Annotated in this window: 18 protein-coding genes; 6 read left to right on the forward strand and 12 right to left on the reverse strand. The window is 70.3% G+C overall.

The window, feature by feature from the left end; translation table 11 throughout:
* Window positions 1-726 precede the first annotated feature (726 nt).
* A complete protein-coding gene (locus VB080_RS15745) occupies window positions 727-1,407 on the forward strand; it encodes an EcsC family protein (protein WP_323419395.1) in 681 nt (226 codons plus the stop codon).
* Window positions 1,408-1,559: 152 nt separating this feature from the next.
* Here VB080_RS15745 and VB080_RS15750 read toward each other — a convergent pair whose 3' ends face one another.
* From VB080_RS15750 to VB080_RS15775, 6 genes are all read right to left on the reverse strand, one after another.
* Complete coding sequence (locus tag VB080_RS15750; RefSeq protein ID WP_323419396.1) at window positions 1,560-2,780, reverse strand: MFS transporter; 1,221 nt, start codon at window positions 2,778-2,780, stop codon at window positions 1,560-1,562.
* 7 nt (window positions 2,781-2,787) lie between these two features.
* Window positions 2,788-3,903, reverse strand: a complete 1,116-nt coding sequence (gene alr / locus VB080_RS15755; protein ID WP_323419397.1) for an alanine racemase — start codon at window positions 3,901-3,903, stop codon at window positions 2,788-2,790.
* Window positions 3,903-4,754, reverse strand: coding sequence for a sulfurtransferase (locus VB080_RS15760; protein WP_323419398.1), 852 nt, complete (start codon window positions 4,752-4,754; stop codon window positions 3,903-3,905). Before VB080_RS15760 ends, alr begins: the two co-directional genes overlap by 1 nt.
* A 302-nt stretch (window positions 4,755-5,056) precedes the next feature.
* On the reverse strand, window positions 5,057-6,511 hold the full coding sequence (locus VB080_RS15765) for a dihydrolipoamide acetyltransferase family protein (RefSeq protein WP_323419399.1): 1,455 nt from the start codon (window positions 6,509-6,511) through the stop codon (window positions 5,057-5,059).
* A gap of 9 nt (window positions 6,512-6,520) precedes the next feature.
* The gene (locus tag VB080_RS15770) at window positions 6,521-7,498 is read right to left on the reverse strand and encodes an alpha-ketoacid dehydrogenase subunit beta (RefSeq protein ID WP_323419400.1); all 978 of its coding nucleotides are present in this window, start codon (window positions 7,496-7,498) and stop codon (window positions 6,521-6,523) included.
* Window positions 7,499-7,592: 94 nt separating this feature from the next.
* The gene (locus VB080_RS15775) at window positions 7,593-8,699 is read right to left on the reverse strand and encodes a thiamine pyrophosphate-dependent dehydrogenase E1 component subunit alpha (RefSeq protein WP_323419401.1); all 1,107 of its coding nucleotides are present in this window, start codon (window positions 8,697-8,699) and stop codon (window positions 7,593-7,595) included.
* 541 nt (window positions 8,700-9,240) lie between these two features.
* On the opposite strand from VB080_RS15775, the gene VB080_RS15780 reads away from it, so the two are divergent.
* The 4 genes from VB080_RS15780 (at window position 9,241) to VB080_RS15795 (ending at window position 16,842) form a co-directional block, all read left to right on the forward strand.
* Window positions 9,241-12,111 carry an ExeM/NucH family extracellular endonuclease gene (locus VB080_RS15780; protein WP_323419402.1) on the forward strand — a complete coding sequence of 957 codons (2,871 nt, stop codon included), beginning with the start codon at window positions 9,241-9,243 and terminating at the stop codon, window positions 12,109-12,111.
* Window positions 12,112-12,233: 122 nt separating this feature from the next.
* Window positions 12,234-12,776 carry a sigma-70 family RNA polymerase sigma factor gene (locus tag VB080_RS15785; protein WP_323419403.1) on the forward strand — a complete coding sequence of 181 codons (543 nt, stop codon included), beginning with the start codon at window positions 12,234-12,236 and terminating at the stop codon, window positions 12,774-12,776.
* A gap of 495 nt (window positions 12,777-13,271) precedes the next feature.
* The gene (locus tag VB080_RS15790; protein ID WP_323419404.1) at window positions 13,272-14,993 is read left to right on the forward strand and encodes a PQQ-binding-like beta-propeller repeat protein; all 1,722 of its coding nucleotides are present in this window, start codon (window positions 13,272-13,274) and stop codon (window positions 14,991-14,993) included.
* A gap of 97 nt (window positions 14,994-15,090) precedes the next feature.
* Window positions 15,091-16,842 carry a hypothetical protein gene (locus VB080_RS15795; RefSeq protein WP_323419405.1) on the forward strand — a complete coding sequence of 584 codons (1,752 nt, stop codon included), beginning with the start codon at window positions 15,091-15,093 and terminating at the stop codon, window positions 16,840-16,842.
* Here the strand turns inward: VB080_RS15795 and VB080_RS15800 are convergent.
* Together VB080_RS15800 and VB080_RS15805 are read right to left on the reverse strand one after the other, a co-directional pair.
* Window positions 16,786-17,691, reverse strand: a complete 906-nt coding sequence (locus VB080_RS15800; protein WP_323419406.1) for an AEC family transporter — start codon at window positions 17,689-17,691, stop codon at window positions 16,786-16,788. The genes VB080_RS15795 and VB080_RS15800 overlap by 57 nt on opposite strands.
* Before the next feature lie 369 nt (window positions 17,692-18,060).
* Window positions 18,061-18,669 (reverse strand): disulfide bond formation protein DsbA, encoded by a 609-nt coding sequence (locus tag VB080_RS15805; protein WP_323419407.1) that lies wholly within the window; start codon window positions 18,667-18,669, stop codon window positions 18,061-18,063.
* A gap of 108 nt (window positions 18,670-18,777) precedes the next feature.
* On the opposite strand from VB080_RS15805, the gene VB080_RS15810 reads away from it, so the two are divergent.
* Window positions 18,778-19,374: an HAD-IA family hydrolase gene (locus tag VB080_RS15810; protein WP_323419408.1), complete on the forward strand. Its 597-nt coding sequence runs from the start codon at window positions 18,778-18,780 to the stop codon at window positions 19,372-19,374.
* Between the two features lie 10 nt (window positions 19,375-19,384).
* On the opposite strand, the gene VB080_RS15815 is transcribed toward VB080_RS15810, so the two are convergent.
* The 4 genes from VB080_RS15815 to VB080_RS15830 all read right to left on the reverse strand — a co-directional run.
* Window positions 19,385-19,546: a hypothetical protein gene (locus VB080_RS15815; protein WP_323419409.1), complete on the reverse strand. Its 162-nt coding sequence runs from the start codon at window positions 19,544-19,546 to the stop codon at window positions 19,385-19,387.
* Window positions 19,543-20,373 (reverse strand): hypothetical protein, encoded by an 831-nt coding sequence (locus tag VB080_RS15820; RefSeq protein WP_323419410.1) that lies wholly within the window; start codon window positions 20,371-20,373, stop codon window positions 19,543-19,545. The genes VB080_RS15815 and VB080_RS15820 overlap by 4 nt, the downstream gene beginning before the upstream one ends.
* A complete protein-coding gene (locus VB080_RS15825) occupies window positions 20,370-20,906 on the reverse strand; it encodes a SigE family RNA polymerase sigma factor (protein ID WP_323419411.1) in 537 nt (178 codons plus the stop codon). The genes VB080_RS15820 and VB080_RS15825 overlap by 4 nt, the downstream gene beginning before the upstream one ends.
* A gap of 146 nt (window positions 20,907-21,052) precedes the next feature.
* A partial coding sequence (locus VB080_RS15830; protein WP_323419412.1) for a Gfo/Idh/MocA family oxidoreductase occupies window positions 21,053-21,952 on the reverse strand: 900 nt, incomplete at its 5' end.

The following is a 21,952-nucleotide window of genomic DNA, read 5'->3' on the forward strand; positions in this document are numbered from 1 at the left end:
AGCGCCGCGTCGAACTCGGTGGAGAAGGCGATCAGATCCTGGGCAGGCCACTCCCCCGGTGGGCCGAAGATCTCCGAGTGCGGCATAGCCGGATTCTCCCACCCGTCCCCGACAGCCCCGGCCTGCCGGACCGGGGCCAGAAACAAGCTGTGGCAAAGAGTCCGTCCACGGCATCACACCAACACCGCGCGGTCGAAGCGGCCGAAGCTGGGCCGGGATGGGCTCGAACTGGAACAGCCCCACGTGAACCACAGTGGACAAGCTGTGGCAGAGAATCCGTCTGCGGATTTACAGCAACATCCTGCGGCCGGAGCGGCACTGCCGGACCAAAGCAGGAACAAGCTGTGGCAAAGAGTCCGTCGTCGGATCCACACCAACACCGCGCGACCGAAGCGGCCGAGGGCAGACCTGCCGGACCGGAACCAGGAACAAGCTGTGGCAGAGAATCCGTCTACGGATTTGCAGCAACACCCTGCGGCCGGAGCGGCACTGCCGGACCGGAACCAGAAACAAGCTGTGGCAAAGATTCCGTCCACGGGACCACACCAACACCGCGCGGCCGAAACAGGTGGAGCGAGGTCGGGCTACCGTGCTTTGCCCATCGCGGTTGCGGTAAGTGCTTCCACTTCCGCACCAGGCAGGGTCGAGCCGGGGTCGGATGAGGGAACTGACGGGTGCCCGTGGCATGGCGGGCTGCGTAGGCTGGTCTGGTCGGAAGGAGTGGGGATGGCAAGCGCAGGTGAGATCGGCAAGGAACTCGTCTCCCGTACGCCCGAGATGGCCGGCGGGTTGCTGCGACAGATCGTCGACTTCGCCATCGACGGCAATGACACCTTCCCCGGCGCCCGGGCCGCCGCCGCGAAAAAGCTCCAGGACAAGGGGGAACGCGAGGCAGCGATCGAGTCGATCGTCAACACGCACATCGGCTACGCCTCAGCCCAGGGCTTTGTCACCAGCGTCGGCGGTTTGATCACCCTGCCAGTCGGCCTGCCGGCCAATATTGCCGGGCTCGCTGTGCTGAGCGTCCGGATGATTGCCGCCGTGGCGCACCTGCGCGGCTACGACATCACCGACCGCCGGGTGCGGTCGGCTCTCACCCTGGCCATGCTGGGCGAGGACGAGGTGCGCAAGTTGATCGCCGACGGCCGGCTGCACACCACCCCGCTCGCGGTCGCCACCGCACCGGTCTTCGATCCCGACCTGGAGCGGCTCATTTCCGAGCGCGTGATGGGCTCGCTGGCCGGGCGGATGGGAAGCAAGCACCTCGCGGTGATGGTCGTCCGGCGGATCCCGCTGGTCGGCGGCGGGGTCGGCGCCGCAGTGGACGGGCTGCTGACCTTCGGGCTCGGCGCCTACGCCAAGCGGGAGTTCGTCGCCCGGCAACAGCTCACCCGAGTCGCCGAATAGCCCACCCGGCCACGGAGATCACTGGGAGGCGTGGTTCGACCGAACCCTCCCCGCAGAACTGCAGGCTGGGTGGAGTGGTTCGACTGTCCCTGTCGAACCACGTGGGGCTGGGCGGTGTCGTCCGGCAGACCCCCGCCGAACCAGAGGCCGTGTCAGCCGGCCTTCACCTCGGACGCGGCGAGGTCATCGTCCACATACCCCGGCGTGCAGGCGATCAGGCCGGCCACCAGCATGACCGCAGAACTGACGATCAGCACCCACAGCGGGACCGTCCAGCCGCTGCTGTGGGTGCGCAGGACGCCGACCAGCAGCGGCCCGCAGGCCGCCAACGCGTAGCCGACGGTCTGGCAGAAGCCGGAGAGTCGGGCAGTGAGGTGGTGGTCTCTGGTCCGGGCGGTGATCAGTGCCAGCGCCATCGGGAAGGCCGCCCCGGACAACCCCAGGCACACCGCCCACAGCCAGCTGGCGACGGTGGGCGCGTACAGGATGCCCAGGTAGCCGGCCACGAGCAGCGCCACCAGCACCGCCACGACCGCGCGCAGGTCGTGCACCCGCTCGACCACCATCGGCATCACCAGGCCGGTCACGATGCCGAGCGAGGCGAGCAGCGACACCAGGAGCCCGGCCGCATCGCGGTCGACCCCGCCGTCACGGAACATCTGCGCCGTCCAGCCGAACTGGGTGTAGGCGTGCATCGACTGGACGCCGAAGAAGATCCCGAGCGCCACTGCCCGGCGGGAGCGCAGCAGGCTGGGCCCCCGCTCATGCTGGTGGGCACCGAGCCGTCCCGACCCCTCCCGGACAATGACCACGAGGATCGGCACGGCCGCGAGCGCAGCGACCGGCCCCCAGACCGCCAGCGAGCCTCGCCAGCCGCCGGGCAGTACCTCGGCGAGCGGCACCGCCAGCATGCTGCCGAGGGTGGCCCCGACCGCCAGGAACGAGCCGTACAAGGCCATCAACAGCGGCACCCGGTTGGGAAACCGTCGCTTGATGAAAGCCGGCAGCAGGACGTTCCCCAGTGCCATCCCGCCCAGCGCCAGCGCGGTCAGTGCCAGAAAGACCCAGGCATCGGAGGTCCACGACCGCACGGCCAGCCCGACAGCGGTGGCGACCATGCCCCAGAACAGCGCCGGGGCCAGACCGACCCGGGTGGCGAAGGCCACCGACAGGGCGCCGAAGGCGGCGAAGCAGATCCCGGGCATTGCTGTCAGCAGCCCTCCCCAGGCCTCGTTCTGCCCGAGGTCACGCAACAGCTCGGCCAGCACCGGGCCGACCATCGTGCCCGGCCGCAGGTTGGCTGAGATCAGGACGACGGCGACCAGCGCCACCCAGTTGCCGCGGGCCCGCACCCCGCCGGTGGTGTCGTTCATCCCGTCCTCACCTGGCGTACGCGCGGGCAACGCGGCGCCCGACGGCGCAGGTGATCTCGTAGGGGATCGTGCCGGTCAGGCCGGCGAGCTCGGACGGGGTGATCTGCTCCTCGCCACTGCTGCCGATCAGCACCACCTCGTCACCAACACTCACCAACGGCTCCGGTCCGAGATCGATCATGGTCTGGTCCATGCTGACCCGGCCGGCGATCGGGTAGGAGCGGCCGCCGGCGAGCATCCGTCCGCGGTTGCTCAGCGCCCGGGAGTAGCCATCCCCGTAGCCCACCGACACCGTGCCGATCCAGGTGTCGCGCGAGGCCGTCCAGGTGCGTCCGTAGCCGACGGTCTCGCCGGCGCTGACCGGCTTGGTGAAGGTGACCCGGCTGACCCACTCCAGGCCGGGTAGCAAGGGGACGGTACGCGGGCACTCCGGGTCGGGATAGGAGCCGTAGATCATGATTCCGGGGCGCACCAGATCAAACCAGGAGTCGGGGTGGGCCAGGACGCCGCCGGAGTTGGCCAGGTGCTTCAGGACGGGGCCACGCGCAGCCTCGACGTCGGCGGCCACCGCGGCGAACCGGGCGATCTGTCCGCGGGTGAACTCCTCCCCGGCGGGGTTGTCGGAGATCGGCAGATGCGACATCACGCCGACCAGCCGGACGCCCGGCAGCTCGTCGGCCAGCAGTGCCAGCCGGACGGCGTCCGCCGGTTCGCAGCCGATCCGGCGCATGCCCGTGTCCACCTTGAGGTGGAGACCGGCCCTACGTCCGGCCGCGAGCCCGGCAGCGGAGGCCTCCTGCAGGCTCGGCTCATCGACCACCACCAGTTCCAGGTCGTGCGCCACGGCGTCGGCCACCTCGGGGCCGCGGGCCACTGACAGCTTCAGGATCGGCAGCGTGATGCCGGCCCGGCGCAACTCGATGCCCTCGCCGACAGTGGCGACACCGAACTGGTCGACCGATTGATTGGCCTGTAATGAGCGAGCCACTTCGACGGCCCCGTGACCGTAGGCGTCAGCCTTGACCGCCGCGAGTACCTTGCGGTTCCCGACGTGGGCACGGACGGCGGCAAGGTTGGCCCGGATGTGGTCCAGTCGGGTGGTCGCCAGGGTGGGGACGTCCATCACTGCCCCACCGCCACCGGACGGTCGGGATCGCTCGACCAGCCCGACCAGCTCGGCGGATAGAGCGCCGCGTCGATGCCCAGGCTGGCCAGCGCCAGCACCACCTGCGCAGCCGATATCCCCGAGCCGCAGTAGACGGCCACCGGCCGGTCCTCGGTCAGGTCCAGCCGCCCGCGCAGCGTGGCCTGGCCCGGCAGTTGGCCGCGGTCGTCCCAGAAGCCGGAGACCGGACGGTTCACCGCCTCCGGGATGTGCCCGGCCCGGGCGTCGATCGGCTCGGTCTCGCCGCGGTACCGCTCGGGGGCGCGGACGTCGATCAGGGTTCCCTCGAACAGCGCGACCTGATCGGCGGTCAGGGTCGCGAGATGCCCAGCGGTCAGCGGACCGATCCGGCTGGGGACGGCAGGCTCGGGGAGGCCGGTCTGCAGCGGCGCTCCGGCGGCCTGCCAGGCGGTGAGGCCGCCGTCCAGTACCCGGGCGTTCAGACCCAGCCAGCGCAGCACCCACCACGCCCGCCCGGCGGCGAAGGAGCCGGGCTCGTCATAGACCACGATCTCCCGGCCGGGATCGATGCCGAGTTCGCCGAGACCGTGCGCCACCTGCTCCGGCGACGGCAGCGGGTGGCGCCCCTGCCGGGGGTCGGTGTGTGGCCCGGTCAGCACTGCCTCGAGATCGAGGAAACGGGCGCCTGGAAGGTGGCGTTGCCGGTAGCGTTCCAGCCCGGAACCGGCGACCTCGCCCAACCGCCAGCGGACATCCAGCAGTTGGGGCGCGGCTGGAGCGTCGAGCCTGGCCAGAACCTCGTCGACGCTGATCAGCACCCGGGTTCGCGGGTCGGTCGCCTGCTCCATAGGCCCGAACTCTACGCCGTGCCGTCCGGTGGACCTCGACCGGGTCGAGCGCGGCCGGCGCTCAACCCGGTTCAGGTGGTTGGCGACCTCCGGGTTGATCAGGGTCGTTGCGGGATGCCCGCGCTGACAGGGTTCACCGGCGCCCGCCCGGACCAGACCTGGTGGTCGACCTCGCGGTGTTCTGCGCGGGACGTTCGCCGTCGCCAGTCCGGATCAGCCGAGGCCGCCGAAGCCGACGAAAGAAGGGGCCGCCACGCAACCAGCGCCGCTGCCCCTTTCCTTCGCCAGGAACTACCTCCACCTCAGAACAGCAGCGCGAGGCCGGGGTCGGCCAGGATGGTCGCCACGTCGGCGAGGAACTTCGAGCCGCTCTCGCCGTCCACCAGGCGGTGGTCGAAGGTCAGTGCAATGGTGCAGACCGAGCGGGGTTCGATCCGTTCCTCGGCGCCCGCATCGACCACCCACGGCTTGCGGGTGATCGTCCCGACGCACAGGATCGCCGCTTCGCCGGGGTTCAGGATCGGCGTGCCGGCATCGATACCGAAGACGCCGACATTGGTGATCGTGAACGAACCGCCGGCGAAGTCGCCGGGCTGCGACTTGCCCTCCTTGGCCAACGCGACCATCCGGTTGAGCGCACTGGCCAGTTCCGGCAGGCTCATCCGGTTGGCCTTCTTGATATTCGGCACCACCAGCCCGCGCGGGGTGGCAGCGGCGATCCCGAGGTTCACATCGGAGTGGATCAGGATCTCGTCGGTGACCTCGTCGAAGCTGGAGTTGATCTCCGGGTTGCGGGCGATCGCCAGGCAGGCGGCCTTGGCGAAGACCAGCAGCGGCGAGATTCGCAGCCCGTCGAACTCGCGGCGTTGCCGCAGGGTCTCGACCAGCGCCACCGTGTTGGTGACGTCGACCTCCACCCAGGCGGTCGCCTGCGGCACTCCGAGCGAGGCGGTCATGGTCTTGAACATCTCCCGCCGGACGCCGCGCAATGGCACCCGCTGGGTGGTGCCCGGTACGTCCACCAATCCCTTCGAGCCGGCTGCGGCGATCACATCGGAGTGCGTGATGATCCCGCCGGGGCCGCTCCCGGTGATCGTGCCCAGATCGACCCCCAGGTCGCGGGCCACCCGGCGTACCGGGGGTTTGGCCAGCGGTGGCGTGGGAAGGTCACCGCCACCGGTCGGTTCGCCCGGCTCCGGCAGCACTTCGCCGGACGGTTCGGCGTCCACCGGGTGCAGCGGCTGCACCTCGTCGATCGGACGGGAGACCGGCTGCGAGAGGTCATAGACCTCCTGCACGCGTTCGGTCTCGGGGACGGCCACAGACGCCGGGCGCTTGCGGGCCCGACGGGCGATCGCCCCGGGCTTGGCGCCGTAGCCGACCAGGCTGGGGGTCGGCGCCTCCGGCTCGACCGGGTCGCCGTTGGAGTACTCCAGCTTCCCGGAGACCTCTCCGGCCGCCCGCCCGCCCGGGGACGCATCACCCGCCACGCCGGGAGAGTCCTGGGTCCCGTCCACCTCGGACGGGTCACCGATCCGGACGATCACAGTGCCCACGTCCACCAGCTCGCCCTCACCGACCAGCAGGCTCAGTACCGTCCCGGCGACCGGGCTGGGCAACTCGACCAGGGACTTCGCGGTCTCGATCTCCAGCAGGATGTCGTTGATCGCGACCGTGTCACCGACCGCCACCTTCCAGGCGACGATCTCGGCCTCCAGCAGACCCTCACCCGGGTCCGGCAGCTTGAACTCGTACATCGCGTCCTCTCAGAAGGCCAGGGAGCGGTCGACGGCGTCGAGGACGCGGTCGAGGTCGGGCAGGTACTCGGATTCGGCCCGGCTGGGCGGGAACGGCATGTCATAGCCAGTCACCCGCAGGACGGGGGCCTGCAGGGCGTAGAAGCAGCGCTCCTGGATCCGGGCGGCAATCTCGGCGCCGACGCCGAGGGTGCGGTGGGCCTCGTGGACCACCACCGCCCGTCCGGTCTTGGCCACCGAGGTGAGGATGGTGTCGTCGTCCAGGGGGGAGATCGAGCGCAGGTCGATCACCTCCAGGTCGCGGCCCTCGTCCGCGGCCACGATGGCGGCTTCGACGCAGGGCCGCACCATGGTCCCGTAGGCCAGCACGGTGAGGTCGCGTCCCTGTTTCACCACCCGTGCCTGGTGCAGCGGCAGCGGGGTGGCCTCGGTGTCCACCTCGCCCTTCTCGTGGTAGCGCCGCTTGGGCTCCAGGAAGATCACCGGGTCGGGTGAGGCGATCGCCTGCTGGATCATCCAGTAGGCGTCGGACGGGGTCGCCGCCGCGACCACCTTCAAACCCGGGGTGTGCGCGAAGTACGCCTCGGGAGAGTCGCTGTGGTGCTCGACCGAGCCGATCCCGCCGCCGTAGGGCAGCCGCAGCACCAGCGGGACGTTGATCCGTCCGTGGGTGCGGTGGAAGAGCCGCGCGGCCTGGGTGACCAGCTGGTCGAAGGCGGGGAAGACGAAGCCGTCGAACTGGATCTCGACCACCGGACGGTAGCCGCGCACTGCCATGCCGATCGCGGTGCCGACGATGCCGGACTCGGCCAGCGGGGTGTCGATCACCCGGTCGGCGCCGAACTCGGCCTGCAGGCCCTCGGTCACCCGGAAGACGCCGCCGAGCTTGCCGATGTCCTCACCCGACAGCACCACCGTGGGGTCGGCGGCCAGGGCGCGCCGCAGGCCGGCGTTGAGGGCCTTCACCATGGTCAGGGTCTGGGTCATGCGGCAATCCCTTCCGGCACGTCAGTCGATGTCAGCAGACCCGCAGGGGCAGCCGACCCGGACGCGTTCGAGCGACAGTTGAGGTCCGGTCGGGTCATTCGGCGGCCTCCTCGAACGACACGGTGTAGGCGAGGTACTCGTCGCGCTGGGCGATCAGGTGGTGCGGGGTCTCGGCGTAAACCCTCTCCCACAACTCGCCCAGTTGCGGTTCGGGTAGCGCCACGCACCGCGCCCGGATGTCCTCAGCCAGGGCGTCGGCCTGGGCCGCCAGGTCGTCCAGCCAGGCCTGGTCGATCGCCCCCTGCCGCAGCAGGTAGGCCTTGACCCGCTCGATCGGGTCGCGCTGGGCCCAGTACTCGACCTCGTCCTTGCGCCGGTACTTGGTCGGGTCGTCAGAGGTGGTGTGGGCGCCCATCCGGTAGGTGTAGGCCTCGATCAGGGCCGGCCCCTCCCCGCGCCGGGCCCGCTCCAGCGCCCAGCGGGTGACCGCCTCGCTGGCCAGGACGTCGTTGCCGTCCACCCGGATGCCGGGGAAGCCGAAGCCGGAGGCCCGTTTGTAGAGCGGGATCCGGGACTGCAGTGCGATCGGTTCGGAGATCGCCCACTGGTTGTTCTGGCAGAAGAAGACCACCGGGGCGCCGAAGCTGGAGGCGAAGACGAAGGACTCGTTCACGTCCCCCTGGCTGGTGGCGCCGTCCCCGAAGTAGACGATCGCCGCGCCGTTGGCAGCCGGGTCGTCGTTGCCGACCATCCCGTCGCGCTGCATCCCCATGGCGATCCCCACCGAGAGCAGGGTGTGCCCGCCGATCACCCAGGAGTAAGGGTGGAAGTGCTTGCCGCGGGCGTCATAGTCCACCATGGCCTGGCCACGGAACAGCCCCAGCAGGGCGACCAGGTCGACGCCCATACAGAGTGCCACCCCGTGTTCGCGGTAGGACGGGACCACTTCGTCATTCGGCCCGATCGCACGCGCCGAGCCGATCTGCGCTGCTTCCTGACCCAGGGACGGGGGCCACAGCCCGAGTTCGCCCTTGCGCTGCAAGGCAGTCGCCTCGGAGTCGAACCGCCTGGTCAGCACCATGTCCCGCAGGCTGGCGGCGATAGCGGCGTCGCTGCCGTCGTAGTGGAAGTCGGGGTGCTCGACACGGTTTCCCGCTGGGTCGAGCAGTTGGACGAAATCCTCACCGCCAGGTTCGGGCATGGCACTCCTGCTGGGTCCGGGGCATGAACAACCCTGAACCTACGGTTGCGTAACCGTAGGTGTCAAGGCCGTACGCACCTCTACGGACAACGAATCAGTGGAGAAAGTAATTCATCAGTTGCCGACTCCGGGGCTGGTCCTGCCTGCACCGTCCCACCGGGAAGCTTCGGACGCACGCCCTCCCACCGCACACCGGCATCGCTCCCGGGCACGACCTTCGAGCCGACGATCCGGATCCTCGCCTTCCCACCACAGACCGGACTGCACCCCGGTGCCCGCTTGTGCACCCGAGCCCCCGCAGATTGCCGGATCTGGTGCGGATTCCGTCCGGGCCCTCCTGGAAAGCCACGGTGTCGCTGCTGGCATCATCGCCGCGGCGCAGGTTCGTCCGGGCACGCTGGAAAGCCACCCAAAGTTCACTTCTGTGGGCCTTCCAGCCGAGGCCGGACGGCGCTAGCGTCGTGTCCGGAGCCGCAGTGGCAGCGGCACCAGCGGTACCCCACAACACCCCCGGTTCACCCCCTCACCGAAGGAACTCACGATGCGACGGACCCTGTCCATCGCGGCGACCGCAGCGCTCATCCTCAGCTCGCTTGCCGTCCCCGCCACAGCCCAGACCCCCGATCCGGCCAACCCGGTGATCATCAGCGAACTCCACTACGACAACGCCGGGGCCGACACCGGCGAAGCGATCGAGGTCTTCGGACCCGCCGGCACCAGCCTCGACGGCTGGTCGCTGGTGCTCTACAACGGCGCCACCACCGGATCAACGGCACAACGCCCGTACCACACCACCGTCCTGTCGGGCAGCATCGCCGACCAGTGCGGCGGCTACGGAGTGGTCGTCGCGCAGTATCCCGTGGACGGCATCCAGAACGGCTCGCCGGACGCAGTGGCCCTGGTGGACGCGGCCGGCACCGTCGTCCAGTTCCTCTCCTACGAGGGGACGATGACAGCCGTCGACGGTCCCGCCGACGGCCTCACCTCCACCGACATCGGCGAGAGCGAAGCCTCCAGCGCGCCGGTCGGCAGCTCCCTCAAGATTGCCGGACCGCTCGACGCCCTGACCTGGACCGCCAGCAGCGACCACACCTTCGGCGCGGTGCAGCCGATCGAGGTCGGCACCGACTGCGGTGACGGGGGTGAACCCGGCGACCCGGAGGTGACGAAGATCCATGACGTCCAGGGGGCTGGCGCGGCCTCGCCGAAGGTCGGCCAGACCCTCACCGTCGAGGGCATCGTCGTCGGCGACCACGAGGGCGCCTCACCGAAGCTCTCCGGCTTCTTCGTCCAGGAAGAGGATGCCGACGCCGACGCCGATCCACGGACCTCCGAAGGCGTCTTCGTCTACAACGCCAGCGCCGCAGACACCGTGGAGCTCGGCGACAAGGTGCGGGTCACCGCCACGGTGGCGGAATTCAACACCTACACCGAGCTCACCCGGCCGACGACGACGGTGATCTCCCAGGGCAACCCGCTGCCTGCACCGGCGACCATCACCTTCCCGGTGAACGCCGTCAGCGACCTTGAGGCCTATGAGGGCATGGTCGCCACCTTCCCGCAGCAGCTGGTGATCGCGGAGTACTTCAACTTCGACCGCTACGGCGAGATCGTGGTCGCCCTGCCCGCCGAGGGCGAGGACTTCCCGATGACCCCCACCGCACTGTTCGCCCCGGACGACCCCGCCGCTTCCGCCCGGGCCGACCTCAACCTGCGCAGCCGGATCACGGTGGACGACGGAATCTCTGCCCAGAACGTCACCGTCACCCACCCGATCACCCGCGAACCGCTCACCATCGACACGATGTTCCGCGGCGGAGACACCGTGACCGGCCTCACCGGCCCGGTGTTCTACGACTTCGGCCTCTACCGCGTCCTGCCCTACAGCGCGGCGGAGGCCGAAGCCGCCTATCCGGGCTACACCACCTACCACCGGACGGACGCCTCGCCCAGCCCGGCCCCGGTGGGCGGGTCGGTCTCGGTGGCCTGGCTGAACACGCTCAACTACTTCACCACCATCGGCGCGACCTGCTCCCCCAGCCGCGACCAGGACTGCCGCGGAGCGGACGACGCGGGCGAGCTCACCCGGCAGCGGACGAAGCTGCTCACCACCCTGGTCGGCCTGGACGCCGATGTGTACGGCCTCGGCGAGTTGGAGAACACCCCGGGGGTCGAGGTGCTGGCCGATCTCGTGGCCGGGCTGAACGACCGGCTCGGCGCCGGCACCTATGCCTTCATCGCCGCCGGTGAGAACGGCGTGGTGGGGACGGACGCGATCAAGGTCGGGATCATCTACCGCCCGTCGGCGGTCACCCCGGTCGGGACGACGGCGATCCTCGACGCCCCGGAGTTCCTCAACCCGAACCACACCATCGATCCCGCGACCGGACAGCCGGTCGACCGCAACCGGGCGTCGATCGCCCAGTCGTTCCGGGAGAACGCGACCGGCGAGGTGTTCTCGGTGAGCGTGAACCACCTGAAGTCGAAGGGCTCGACCTGCGGCCCCACCGAGCCGGTGAACGACCCGCTGGTCGGCAGCTGCAACACCACTCGCACGATAGCCGCCCAGGTGCTCTCGGACTGGCTGGCCACCTCCCCCACCCAGATCGCGGACGATGACTGGCTGATCCTCGGTGATCTGAACGCCTACGACCACGAGACCCCGATCACCACCTTCGCGGGCAACGGCTTCGCCGACCTCGTCCGGGAGGCACACGGGGACTATGCCTACAGCTACGTCTATGACGGCCAGGCGGGCTACCTCGACTACGCCCTGGGCAGCGCTTCGGTGCTCGGTCAGGTCGCCGGTGTCAGCCACTGGAACATCAACGCCGACGAGCCCGACATCATCGACTACGACACCAGTTTCAAGTCGGCCGCCCAGGCGGCGCTGTTCGATCCGTCCACGCCCTACCGCTCTTCCGATCACGACCCCGTGCTGGTCGGGCTCATGCTGGGCAGCGGCATCGTCGCGACCGCGTCCCCGAACACGCTGTGGCCGCCCAACCACAAGCTGGTGCCGATCACGGTGAAGGCCTCCGACGGCAGCCGGACGAGGTTCTCGGTGAAGGTCGTCTCGGCGACCTCGTCGGAACCGGACGCCCGGCTGGGCCGCGGTGATGTCCCCCACGACATCGTGATCTCCGCGGGGGCACTGAAGCTGCGGGCGGAGCGATTCAGCCGGAAGGGCCGCACCTACACCGTCGCCGTCGTCGCCAGCGGCGGTGGCCAGGTGACGTACACCACGGCGACCGTCACGGTGCCGCACGACAAGGGCGGCGGCCACCCCAAGCCCGGCCGGCCCGGCCAGGGCAAACCACCGAAGACCACTCCCGGTCACGGTAAGCCCGGAAGCTGGAAGGGCGGCTCGAACCTGGGCGGACCAGGCCAGGGCCGCGCCCTGAGCCGGTAGTCCTGCCCGGGGCCCGCACCGCCGGGCGCAGCGGTGGTGCTGGTCGTCGCAGTGGCGGCCAGCACCACCTGCGGACCGCCCGGAAAAGCGGGAACGGGCGGGCGCACCCTAAGGTGGTGATCGTGAGTACGCAGGGGCTGGCGGAGTTCCAGGATCGGTATACGACGTTGGTGGTGGCCGCCTGTGAGTGGCGGGCGATGCAGGCCAACCCGGAGGCGCTGGCCGACCGGGTGTTCGCGGCGCTGCGCGATCACCGGGAGCCCCCCGACCTGCGGTTGGCCTACCAGGCGCTCCGCCGGGTGGTGTTCGACTCCTACACCGAGTACTCCAGCAGGCGCTCGTTGATTGACACGCTGCGCGGGGTAGCCGAGCCGGTGGCCAATGCGCCGCAGGACAGTGCCGAGGAGAAGTGGCTGCGCGAGGCGATCAGCCGACTGCCCGAGCGCGACCGGGATGTCCTCCAGATGGCGTACTGGGATCAGCTCGCGGAGTCCGAGCTCGCCGAGGCGCTGGGGCTGGATGCCGCCGCCGTGCGCGACCGGGTCGAGCGCGCCACCGCCAAGTACGTCGGCGTCGCCCGCCGCAAGGATCCGTCGGTCGGGCCGGAGGCGGTGCCCGCGATCTTCCGCACCCTGAAGCCCGGCCTGCGCTCCCGCTGGGAGTGACCTGACCGCGGGCTCTGCCACCCTGCCACCCGGCTGGGTTAGGGTGCCTGCGTGTCGACCCCCACCGGAGCCGAACCACCGCAGGCTCCTCCGCCACCGCAGCAGCCTGCCTCCGGTCACGACCCGGCTCGGCCGCCCTGCTCGCCGCCACCACCTCCAGGGACGGCACCGCCGGGCCCCGTGGTCCAGCCTCACCCCTCCCCGGTCGCACCGCAGCAGTACCCTCCCCCAGCCGCCTTTCCCAGGACCCCGCCACCGGCCGCACCACAGCTGCACCCGGGCCCGGCCACCTTCCCCGCACCACCACCGGGGCACGCCGCACCACCACCGGGGCACATCGCACCACCACCCGGGCAAGCAGGACCACCCGGCTGGCTTCCTCCCGGCACACCGCCGTCTCCACCGGCGGCCGGCCCAGCGCACCCGGGCGTCGCGGCGCCCCACCTCGCCGCGCCCCCGAAACCACCCCGCCAACCCTCCCGCTGGGCTCCGACGGTGGTCATCGGGCTCACGCTGATCGGGCTTGCCAGCGCTACCTCCCTGGTCGGACGGCCCACGCCGCCCGAGACCGCCGGCGTCGCCGGCTGGCTGCCGTCCGACGGCAGCCGTGCCCGGTTCGCCCAGCCCGGCAACTCCGACGTGCTGTTCTCGGAGTGGTCCCGGCCGGAGCCACTCAGTCTGGGTCTGTCCGATCTGATCGTGCTGCCGTTCTGGAAGCAGGACACGGCGCTGAACTGGCTCGACGTCCCCATCGTCCGGCTCCGGACGATCGCGGCCGGCCCGGACGGGCAGGCCACCGGTCAGTCGGACCTGCTGTGGACCCTCGAGGCCGACGGCGCCCGGACGGCCATCGATTCGGCCTTCCCCGGTGAGGTCAGCTACTTCGTGCCCGGCCGGCTCGATCTGCCGTCCGGCGTCCGTGACGGCGACACCTGGAGCTCACGGGGCACCGTCCACAACTGGGACGACGCAGCGGGCGCGTTCCTGGCCACCCCGTACCGGGCCGACTTCCGGGCCGGTGCCCCGTCCGACCCCGGCCAGGCCCGGCGTGGCTGCCTTGAGGTCGCGATGACCCAGCAGACCGGCGACCGCACGGCCGACGAGCGGCGTACCTGGTGTCCCGGCGAGGGAATCGTCGGCTTCACCGGCACCGACCAGACGTGGACCCTGACCATGGACGGCCCACCCGTCCAGCTGGGTACGAGCGTCGCGTTCGACTGGAACACCGCCGACAACCTGGAGTTCACCCGGCACGCGATCAACCGCGCGCCCGAGCCCGGCAGCCTCTCGCTGTTCCCGGTCTCGCCCCCCGGCCTGCTCGGTGGTGGTGCAGTCCTCGCGCTCCAGGCCCAGCCCGAGCTGGTTGGGGTGAACACCGAGGTCGACCCCCTCGCGGTGACGTGGGGAGCCCGTCCTGGTGGCACCCCGACAGCTGCGGCGACCATGGCCGGGATCAGCCTGGTTGCCACCATCGAGCGGCACGTCGTGGCCTACAACAGCCAGGGCCGCTGGCTCTGGGAGGCACCGCTGAGCGACCTGGCGGTGGTGCCACCGGTGCGGTTCGGCGACCGGGCGGTGCTGGTCACCCTGGACGGGGCGGTCACCGCCTTCGAACTCACCACCGGCACACAGGCCTGGCGAACCGAGCTGGGTGCCGAGATCCGCAGCCTGCCTGTGGCCGCCGGGGATCGGCTGCTGGTCGGCAACCAGGCCGGCGCGCTGGCCTGCCTCGACACCGCCGGCAACCAGCAGTGGGTGATCGACGCCGGCGTTCCTCGCAGCCTGGCGGTGTCTGCCGGGCCCGACCCGGTGGTGGTCTTCGGCGAGAACGGCTCGGTGGTGCTGCGCGGCTACTCCCTCGCCGACGGCAGCCAACTGTGGCGCAACCGGCTCTACCAGGACGCCCGCGACCTGATTGCGCTCGACTCGCTGGTGGTGGTGCGAGACGACGACGTCACCCTCGGCATCGACCCTGCGTCGGGTGAATCGCTGTGGACCTGGTCCGGGCAGCGCACCCTCACCGGGACCGGCGGCGGACGGCGGGTGCTGCTGATGAGCGAGACCTCGCTCGTTCTGCTCGACGATCAGGGCCGGCCAGTGCGCCAGTGGCCCCACGACCTCGGCCAGGTGGCGGCCACCTCCCGCTTCCTGACCACAAGCGGCGACACCGTGCTGGCCTACGGTCCCCGGTCGCTCGAAGTTGGGAGGCTGCCGTGAGTGCCGCCACATCCGGTTCGAAAAGGCAACCGGAGGGAGCCATCCCCTCGAGTCGTGTTCTGGAACCGGATTCGGCGGCACACCGAAGGAGGTCTCGGTGAAAACCGTGCTGACCGAACTCGTCGCCGCCGTCCGCGACACCCTGACCATCACCTTCGTCGAGCCGGTACGGCAGGGACGACCGCGTCCGTCCAGCTGGCCGCGCGGGCTGCCCGCGATCGGTGCAGCCGCGCTGATCGTCTACGTCATGCTGGGCCTGGCGACGGTGTTCGCCGTCGACCTGCGGCAGGAGGGTGAACTCGTCCTGGCCCAGTCCTCCCAGACCAGCCTGCCCCAGGCCGCCGTCGGTCTGCTGTTCTGCGGCGTGATCCTGTCGCTCGCGCTGGCCCACACCGCCGCCCTGCACACCTCGTGGTGGCTGCGGCTGGCGCTGTTCCTGCTCAGTGCTGTGGTGTGGCTGCAGTTCGTGATCTACACGACGCTCAACGCGCCCTGGCTGGTGCTGGTGTCGCTGGGCTGCTACCTCGGACTGGTCGCGTTCACCGTGGTGCGGTCACGCCACGACTTCGCCTGGTGGGAGTTCGTGGTGGTGACGGTGCTGCTGTCCGCATCCCTGTTGCCGCCACTGCAGGTCGGCGGGCAACTCGGCGAGACGCGCTCGCTGGTCATCGAGGGGACACTCACCACGCTGGCGGCGCTCACCATCCCCGCCCTGCTGGTTGCCGGCTCCGCCGCGGCCCAGATCGTCGTCACCGGCGCGGCCGCGGCGGCCGCCCGCCCGCTGCCGAAAGTGCTGTTCGGCGTCCTGACCGGGATCGCCGTGGCCTGGTTGCTTGCCAGCGCGGTCTGGGGCATCCTCGACGGCGCTGAAGAGCTCAACCCGGCAGCCTTCGCCTCCGGCGGCGTCACCCTCGCCGGGATCGCCGCCGTCCTGGCGGTCTGGCTGCGGCGGGGACGGCATCCGGTTCCCGATCCTCCTGCGGCCTACCCCGAAGCCTGGGGTCCGTGGCTCTACCCGCTGGCCACCGCCATCGCCGGCCTGCTGCTGCTCGCGCTCCCGCTGCAACTGTTCCAGATCCTGATGCGCACCGCCGGCGCCACCAGCCTCGCCGACGGCTTCACCACGGTCTGGAACCTGATCTTCGACAACAATCCCGGCTCGTTGTGGCGAGCCGGGATCGGCGTTGTCGTCCTGGTGATCGCCTGGCGGATCAGTGGACGGGGACGCACCACCGAGGCGGCCGTCCTGGGCGCCCTGGCGGTGTCGGTGGCCGTCGATGCCCTGGGGCTGCTGCCAGGGCTGGGATTCCTGCACGAGCGCACCACCGAAGCGATGGGCCTGCTTGCCGCGGCGATCGCCCTGGTGGCCGGCGTTGTGCTCGCCGTCCGGCACCGGCTGGATCGTGCCCGGGCAGGGGCGATCGTCACAGTCGTGCTGCTGGCGGTGCTCTACCCGCACCGCAACCTGCTGGCCGACCCCGCCGGCACCGCGCTGGTGTTCAGCGCCCAGTTGGTGGTGCTGTTCGGACTCACCTGGCGGCTGCTCACCGACGCCGACTACCTGCAGCGCGGCAGCCGGCACTTCCCCCAGCCCACCAGGGTGCTGCTGTTCATGGCGAACTCGCTGTTCGCGGCCACCTCGCTGGCCTTCGTCGCGCTCGCCCGGGCGATGGGCACCGGGACGGACTCGACCTCGATCTGGAGCGACGCCGGTGACTGGACGCTTGGCGAGGCGCTGTTCACGATCGGGCTGGTGGCGGCGGTCTGGCTGGCCGTGAGGCCTTCGCCGGCCTCAGCCGAGCAGCAGCACCAGGGGGATCACGACGATGCCCACGGCCATACTCACTGAGGTCATGAAGGTCGAGGCCTCCACGTCCAGGCCGAGACGCTCGGCGAAGCCCGGGATCATGCTCGCCAGGGGTGCGAACCAGAGCGCGCAGACGATACTGCGGACGTCCGCGGCCAGCGGCAGCCAGAACCAGGTGGCAACCGCCACCAGGATCGCGATCAGGTAGCGGACGGCCAGGAAGCGCAGCGCCAGCCGGAGCTTGCGGCGCGGCAATCGCAGTTCCAGCCCGACGCCGATCATCAGCATCGCCAGGAAGGGGTTGGCAGCCCCGATCGTGGACGTGAACACGATCACTGGATCCGGCAGCCTGGCCCCTACGAGCATCAGGATGAGCAGGACCGCGTAGGTGACCAGGACGGGATTGCGCAGCGCCAGCAGGATCCGGCGCAACCGTCCGGGCTCGGCAGGCTGCACCAACGTCGCCGCCCAGCCATAGCCCAGACCAGCCGAGCCGAAGGCGACGCCGAGGTCGAACATCGTCGTGTAGAGCATGGCCTGAGGGCCGATCATGCCCGCCACGTACGGGGTGGCGAAGGCCCCGATGTTGTAGCTCCCGGAGTGCAGCACCGCGAAGGCACGTTCGGGACGACCCCGTCCTCGAGCAAGCAGGTAGCCGATCAGCTGCTGCCCGGTGTTCACAGCAAACGCCAGCACGGTGAGCAACAGCAGTGCGGGGTGGAAGGTGTACTGGTTGAACGCCGTGAGCAGCGCCGCCGGCAGGGTCACCCACAACACCAGCCGGGAGAAGATCGGGAAGTGTGCTGCGCTCAGCCAGCCCGCCCGCTTCGCCAGCAGACCGATGCCGATGATCGCGACCAGGGTGAGGGCCTTGACCAGCACAGCAAGCACGACCTGACCCTAGCCTGCCGCTCCCCCGTGGTCGGCGAGGTCACCGAACTCGACACAACCGCTCACCAACCGGACGGCCACGAGCGCGCCATCGCCCGGGCACGCGAGTGCACGGCCCCACGAAACACGGAGCCGGCCGGCCCGTCTTGTCGACTCCAACGCACGCGACTGGTGAGAGGATCCTCCGCTGAGTTTTCGCCCCGGACGTGCGGATGGGCGAGCGCGGTACGCTCGCCCATCCGAAGGGAGCCTGGTATGAAGAAGCTCCTCGGGCCACTCTCCATGCAAGAGCTTGTGGTGCTCCCATTGTCGTCCCCCTGCCGGGGGACAGGCAAGACCCTGAGGCCAACGCCGGCTCCGGTGCGCGGGTCAGTCGAAGATCGGGTCCACGGTGCGGGTGCGCTTCAGCTCGAAGAAGCCGGGGTAGGCCAGGACGTTCACGAAACCGTCCCAGAGCTTGCCAGCCTCCTCCCCCTTGGGTGCGGGCGAGATCACCGGGCCGAAGAGGCTGGCCCCGTTCACCCGGATCACCGGGGTGCCGACGTCCATGCCGACCGGATCCATGCCCTCGTGGTGGGAGGCCCGCAGCGCCTCGTCGTTGGCATCGGTCAGGGCGGCCTGGGCCAGCTCGGTGGGCAGCCCGGCATCAGCGAGCGCGGCGGCGTAGGTGGTCACGTCGTTGGCCTGGCCACCGGGGTGGATCCGGGTGCCGACGGCGGTGTACCAGGCACGCAGCGCCTCCTGCCCGTGCTGCTGCAGGACGGCCAGCGCCACCCGCGGCCCGCCCCAGCCGGCGTCCATGATGGCCCGGTACTTCTCGGAGAGTTCCCGTCCCTCGTTGAGCACCGACAGGCTCATCACATGGAACTGCACCTCCACGGGCCGCACTTTCTCGACCTCCAGCGCCCAGCGCGAGGTCATCCACGCCCAAGGGCACATCGGGTCGAACCACAGATCAAGCGTTGTCTTGTCAGCCATGCGCCCACTCTAGGCAGCGTCGGTCACGGGGCGTCCACCAGGTGAGCGCCGGACGGCTGCCATGATCCCGGGCAGGTCGGCCGGCACCGGTGCCGTAGCGTAACCGCCATGATTCGCGTACTCGTGTTCGACCTGGGCGGCGTGCTCTCGCTGCCACCCGACCTGTACTCCGAACCCGCCGCACTGCTGGGCGTCGATCCGGCAGCCTACGAAGCTGTCTACAACAACGGACGGGCGGACTACGATCTCGGCACGCCGAGCGAGGAGTACTTCGGTGGCATCCTCGCCAACCTCGCAATCACGCCGTCCGCGGCGCTCTTCGCCCACCTGGGGAATCTGGACACCTCACTGTGGTGCCGGCTGCGTCCCACCGCGCGCGCCCTGCTGGACGAGGTGTCCGGCTGGGACCAGCGGCTCGCCATCCTGAGCAATGCGCCGATCACCCTGCGCTCCTGTGCCGAACGGACCGACTGGTACCCGCTGTTGGAGCGTCTGTTCGTCTCGGCCGAACTGCGCCTGGCCAAGCCTGACCACCGGATCTACCACCACGCCACCGCCGAGCTCGGTGTTGCCCCTGACGAGATCGCCTTCATCGATGACCGGCCGGAGAACGTCGCGGGCGCCACCGACGTCGGCTGGAACGCACACCTGTGGGTGGACGACGCCGACTCCCTGGCCTGGCTGCGCCAGGTGTGCGGACGTTAAGGCTCCCGGCTCAGCCGCGCAGCCGCTGCACCAGAAGCAGGGCGCCCGCAGCGATCGCCACCAGGCAGAACAGCACGCCGAGCAGCCGGGCCCGCAGCTGGCGTGAGCCTTGATCGTTCGGCACCTCCCGGATCCCGGAGCGGTCGGACGGTGCCGCGGCCCGGCCGGTCACGACAGCACCCGTGCCGAGTCGAGGATCTGCGCGACCAGGGCGGGGTCGGAGCCGTCCGAGGCGACCGCCACCAGCACGCCGTCCACCTCGACGGCGTCGTACCGCCAGGGCGAGGGCAGCTCCTGCAGGCCGAGGGAGGTCGACGCATCCGCGAGCCGCAGGTGCCAGACCAGCTTGTCCGCCGGGACGGTGCCGTCACAGCCAATCGCCGGGACCACCTCCGGATCGGCCTGCAGGCTCACGTACGGCGCTGTCGGCCAGTCCTTGGAGATGCACCACGCGCTGGTCGGGATCATGCCGTAGCCCCAGGCCTCGGGCGCCTGGACGGCCACCTTGTCGAAGATCTCCCAGCGGAAGCCGGTCATCGGCTCTCCCAGCTTCTGCCTGGCGGCATCGCCATCCTTGGACGCCCGCGGCACGTCGCTCGAGGAAGCCTCGGGAGCGGGAGCTGCCTCGGGGTTTGCGTAGCCACCCGCACCACTCATCGGCTCGGCCGCTGCCGACCCGGGCTCGTCCGCCTGCGCATCAGCTGGCGCCTGGGCCGCTGCCGACCCGGACTCGTCCGCCTGCGTATCAACTGACGCCTCGGCCGCCGCCGGCACCGCACCCGACATCCCTGACCGTCCGGCGAGCGTCCCCAGCACCCCGACCAGACCGACCATCACGACCACCACCGCGACCGCTGACACCGCCGGCCAGTTGAACCGGCTTGCCGACCTCGAGGGCTTCACGGTCGCCGGATCGAGCGCCTCGAACTCCTCGTTCGCACCCGCCTGCCGCAATGCGTCGCGGAACGCCTGCGCCTCCTCCTGGTAGTCCTCGGTCATCGATTCGCCTCCAGTCGGGTGCGCAGGCTGGCCAGCGCACGGTGGACGTGGCTGCGGGCGGTCGCCTCGGGACAGCCGAGGATGTCGGCGATCTCGGCGAAGGAGCGGTCCTCGTAGAATCGCAGCACCACTGCCGCCCGCTGCAGCGGGGGCAGCGAGCCGCACAGCCGCAAGGCCTCGTCGGCGGCCGCCACCCTGGCGGCCGGATCCTCGGCAACCGGCGCCTGGGGGAGTACGTCCGGCTCCTCTGCGGGCACCAGGCGGCGGGTCTTCCGCCACCGTGAGACGTGCGCGTTGACGATCGAGCGCCGGACGTAGGCGTCCACCCCGCCGTTGCGCGACACCTGGGTCCATCGCGGGAACAGCCCCAGCAACGCGTCCTGCACCGCGTCGTGGGCGTCCTCCCGGTCCCGGGTGACCAGGAAGGCGAACTTGAGCAGCGACACGGAACTGGCCCGGACGTAGGCGTCAAAGCTGATCGGCACCACGTCGGCCGTCTGGTCGCTCACCCAGACCCCCTCGTAGGTAGTCACTCCCCCACCACGCGGCGGAGCGGGATTTCGTTGCGGTGGCTGCTGGGACGGTCCCCCAGGGACGTCATTGATGACTCAGGCCGGGACGGTTGCCCTTCGAGTGACCGACTCAGGTTGAGGCAGTTCCCGAGAGCTCGGGTCCGGGTTCACTCGCCGGGATAGACCACCCCCAGCTGGGCGCGCACCTCGTCCAGGATCTCCATGATGGCCACCGTCTCGGCCACCGGCAGCAGCGCTGACTCGGTGCGTCCGTCGGCGACAACCTGGGCGAAGGCCGCGCACTCGTGTGCCAGCCCCTGATGGAAGACCAGGGCGGTGTCCGTCCGGGCGAACCGGTTGCCCGCCAGATCGACCACCCGGACCTCGCCTGGGGCATAGAACGGTCCGTCCAGTTCGACCCGGGCCTGGCTGCCGGCAAGCACCGCCGTGGTGGGAGTGGCGGCAGCCATCGTGGCGTGCAGCACCGCACGGGCGTGCGGGTGGGCCGCGAACCTGTCCAGCACGATCACCTCCTGCCGGTCGACGCCGAGGTCGGTGAGATCACCCATCGCCTGAACCCGTCCCGGCAGACCGAGCGCGAAAACCGCCCACGAGACCGGGTAGATCCCCAGATCGAGCAGGGCGCCGCCGGCGAGCTCGGGACGAGTCAGCCGCGGCACGTGCAACAGGGCCTGACCGTGATCGGCGTGGACGGTGTCCAGCTCGCCGAGCGTGCCGTCCTCGATCAGCTGGCGGACGACGTCGGTGCGCGGCAGGAAGCGCGTCCACATCGCCTCCATCAGCGCCACGCCCTGCCCGGCAGCCAGCGCGGCGAGTTCGCGGGCCTGGCCGGCATTCTGGGTGAAGGCCTTCTCGATCAGGACGTGCTTGCCGGCCGAGAGCGCGAGCTTCGCGTGCTCGAAGTGCAGGCTGTGCGGCGAGGCGACGTAGACCGCCTGCACGTCAGGATCGGCAACCAGGGCTTCGTAGGATCCGTAGGCCTTCGGTACCTCGAACTCGTCGGCGAAGGCCTGCGCGCGCTCGGGCGACCGGGAGCCGACCGCGAC

The organism is Propionicimonas sp., from assembly GCF_034927565.1.
Lineage (GTDB): Bacteria > Actinomycetota > Actinomycetes > Propionibacteriales > Propionibacteriaceae > Propionicimonas.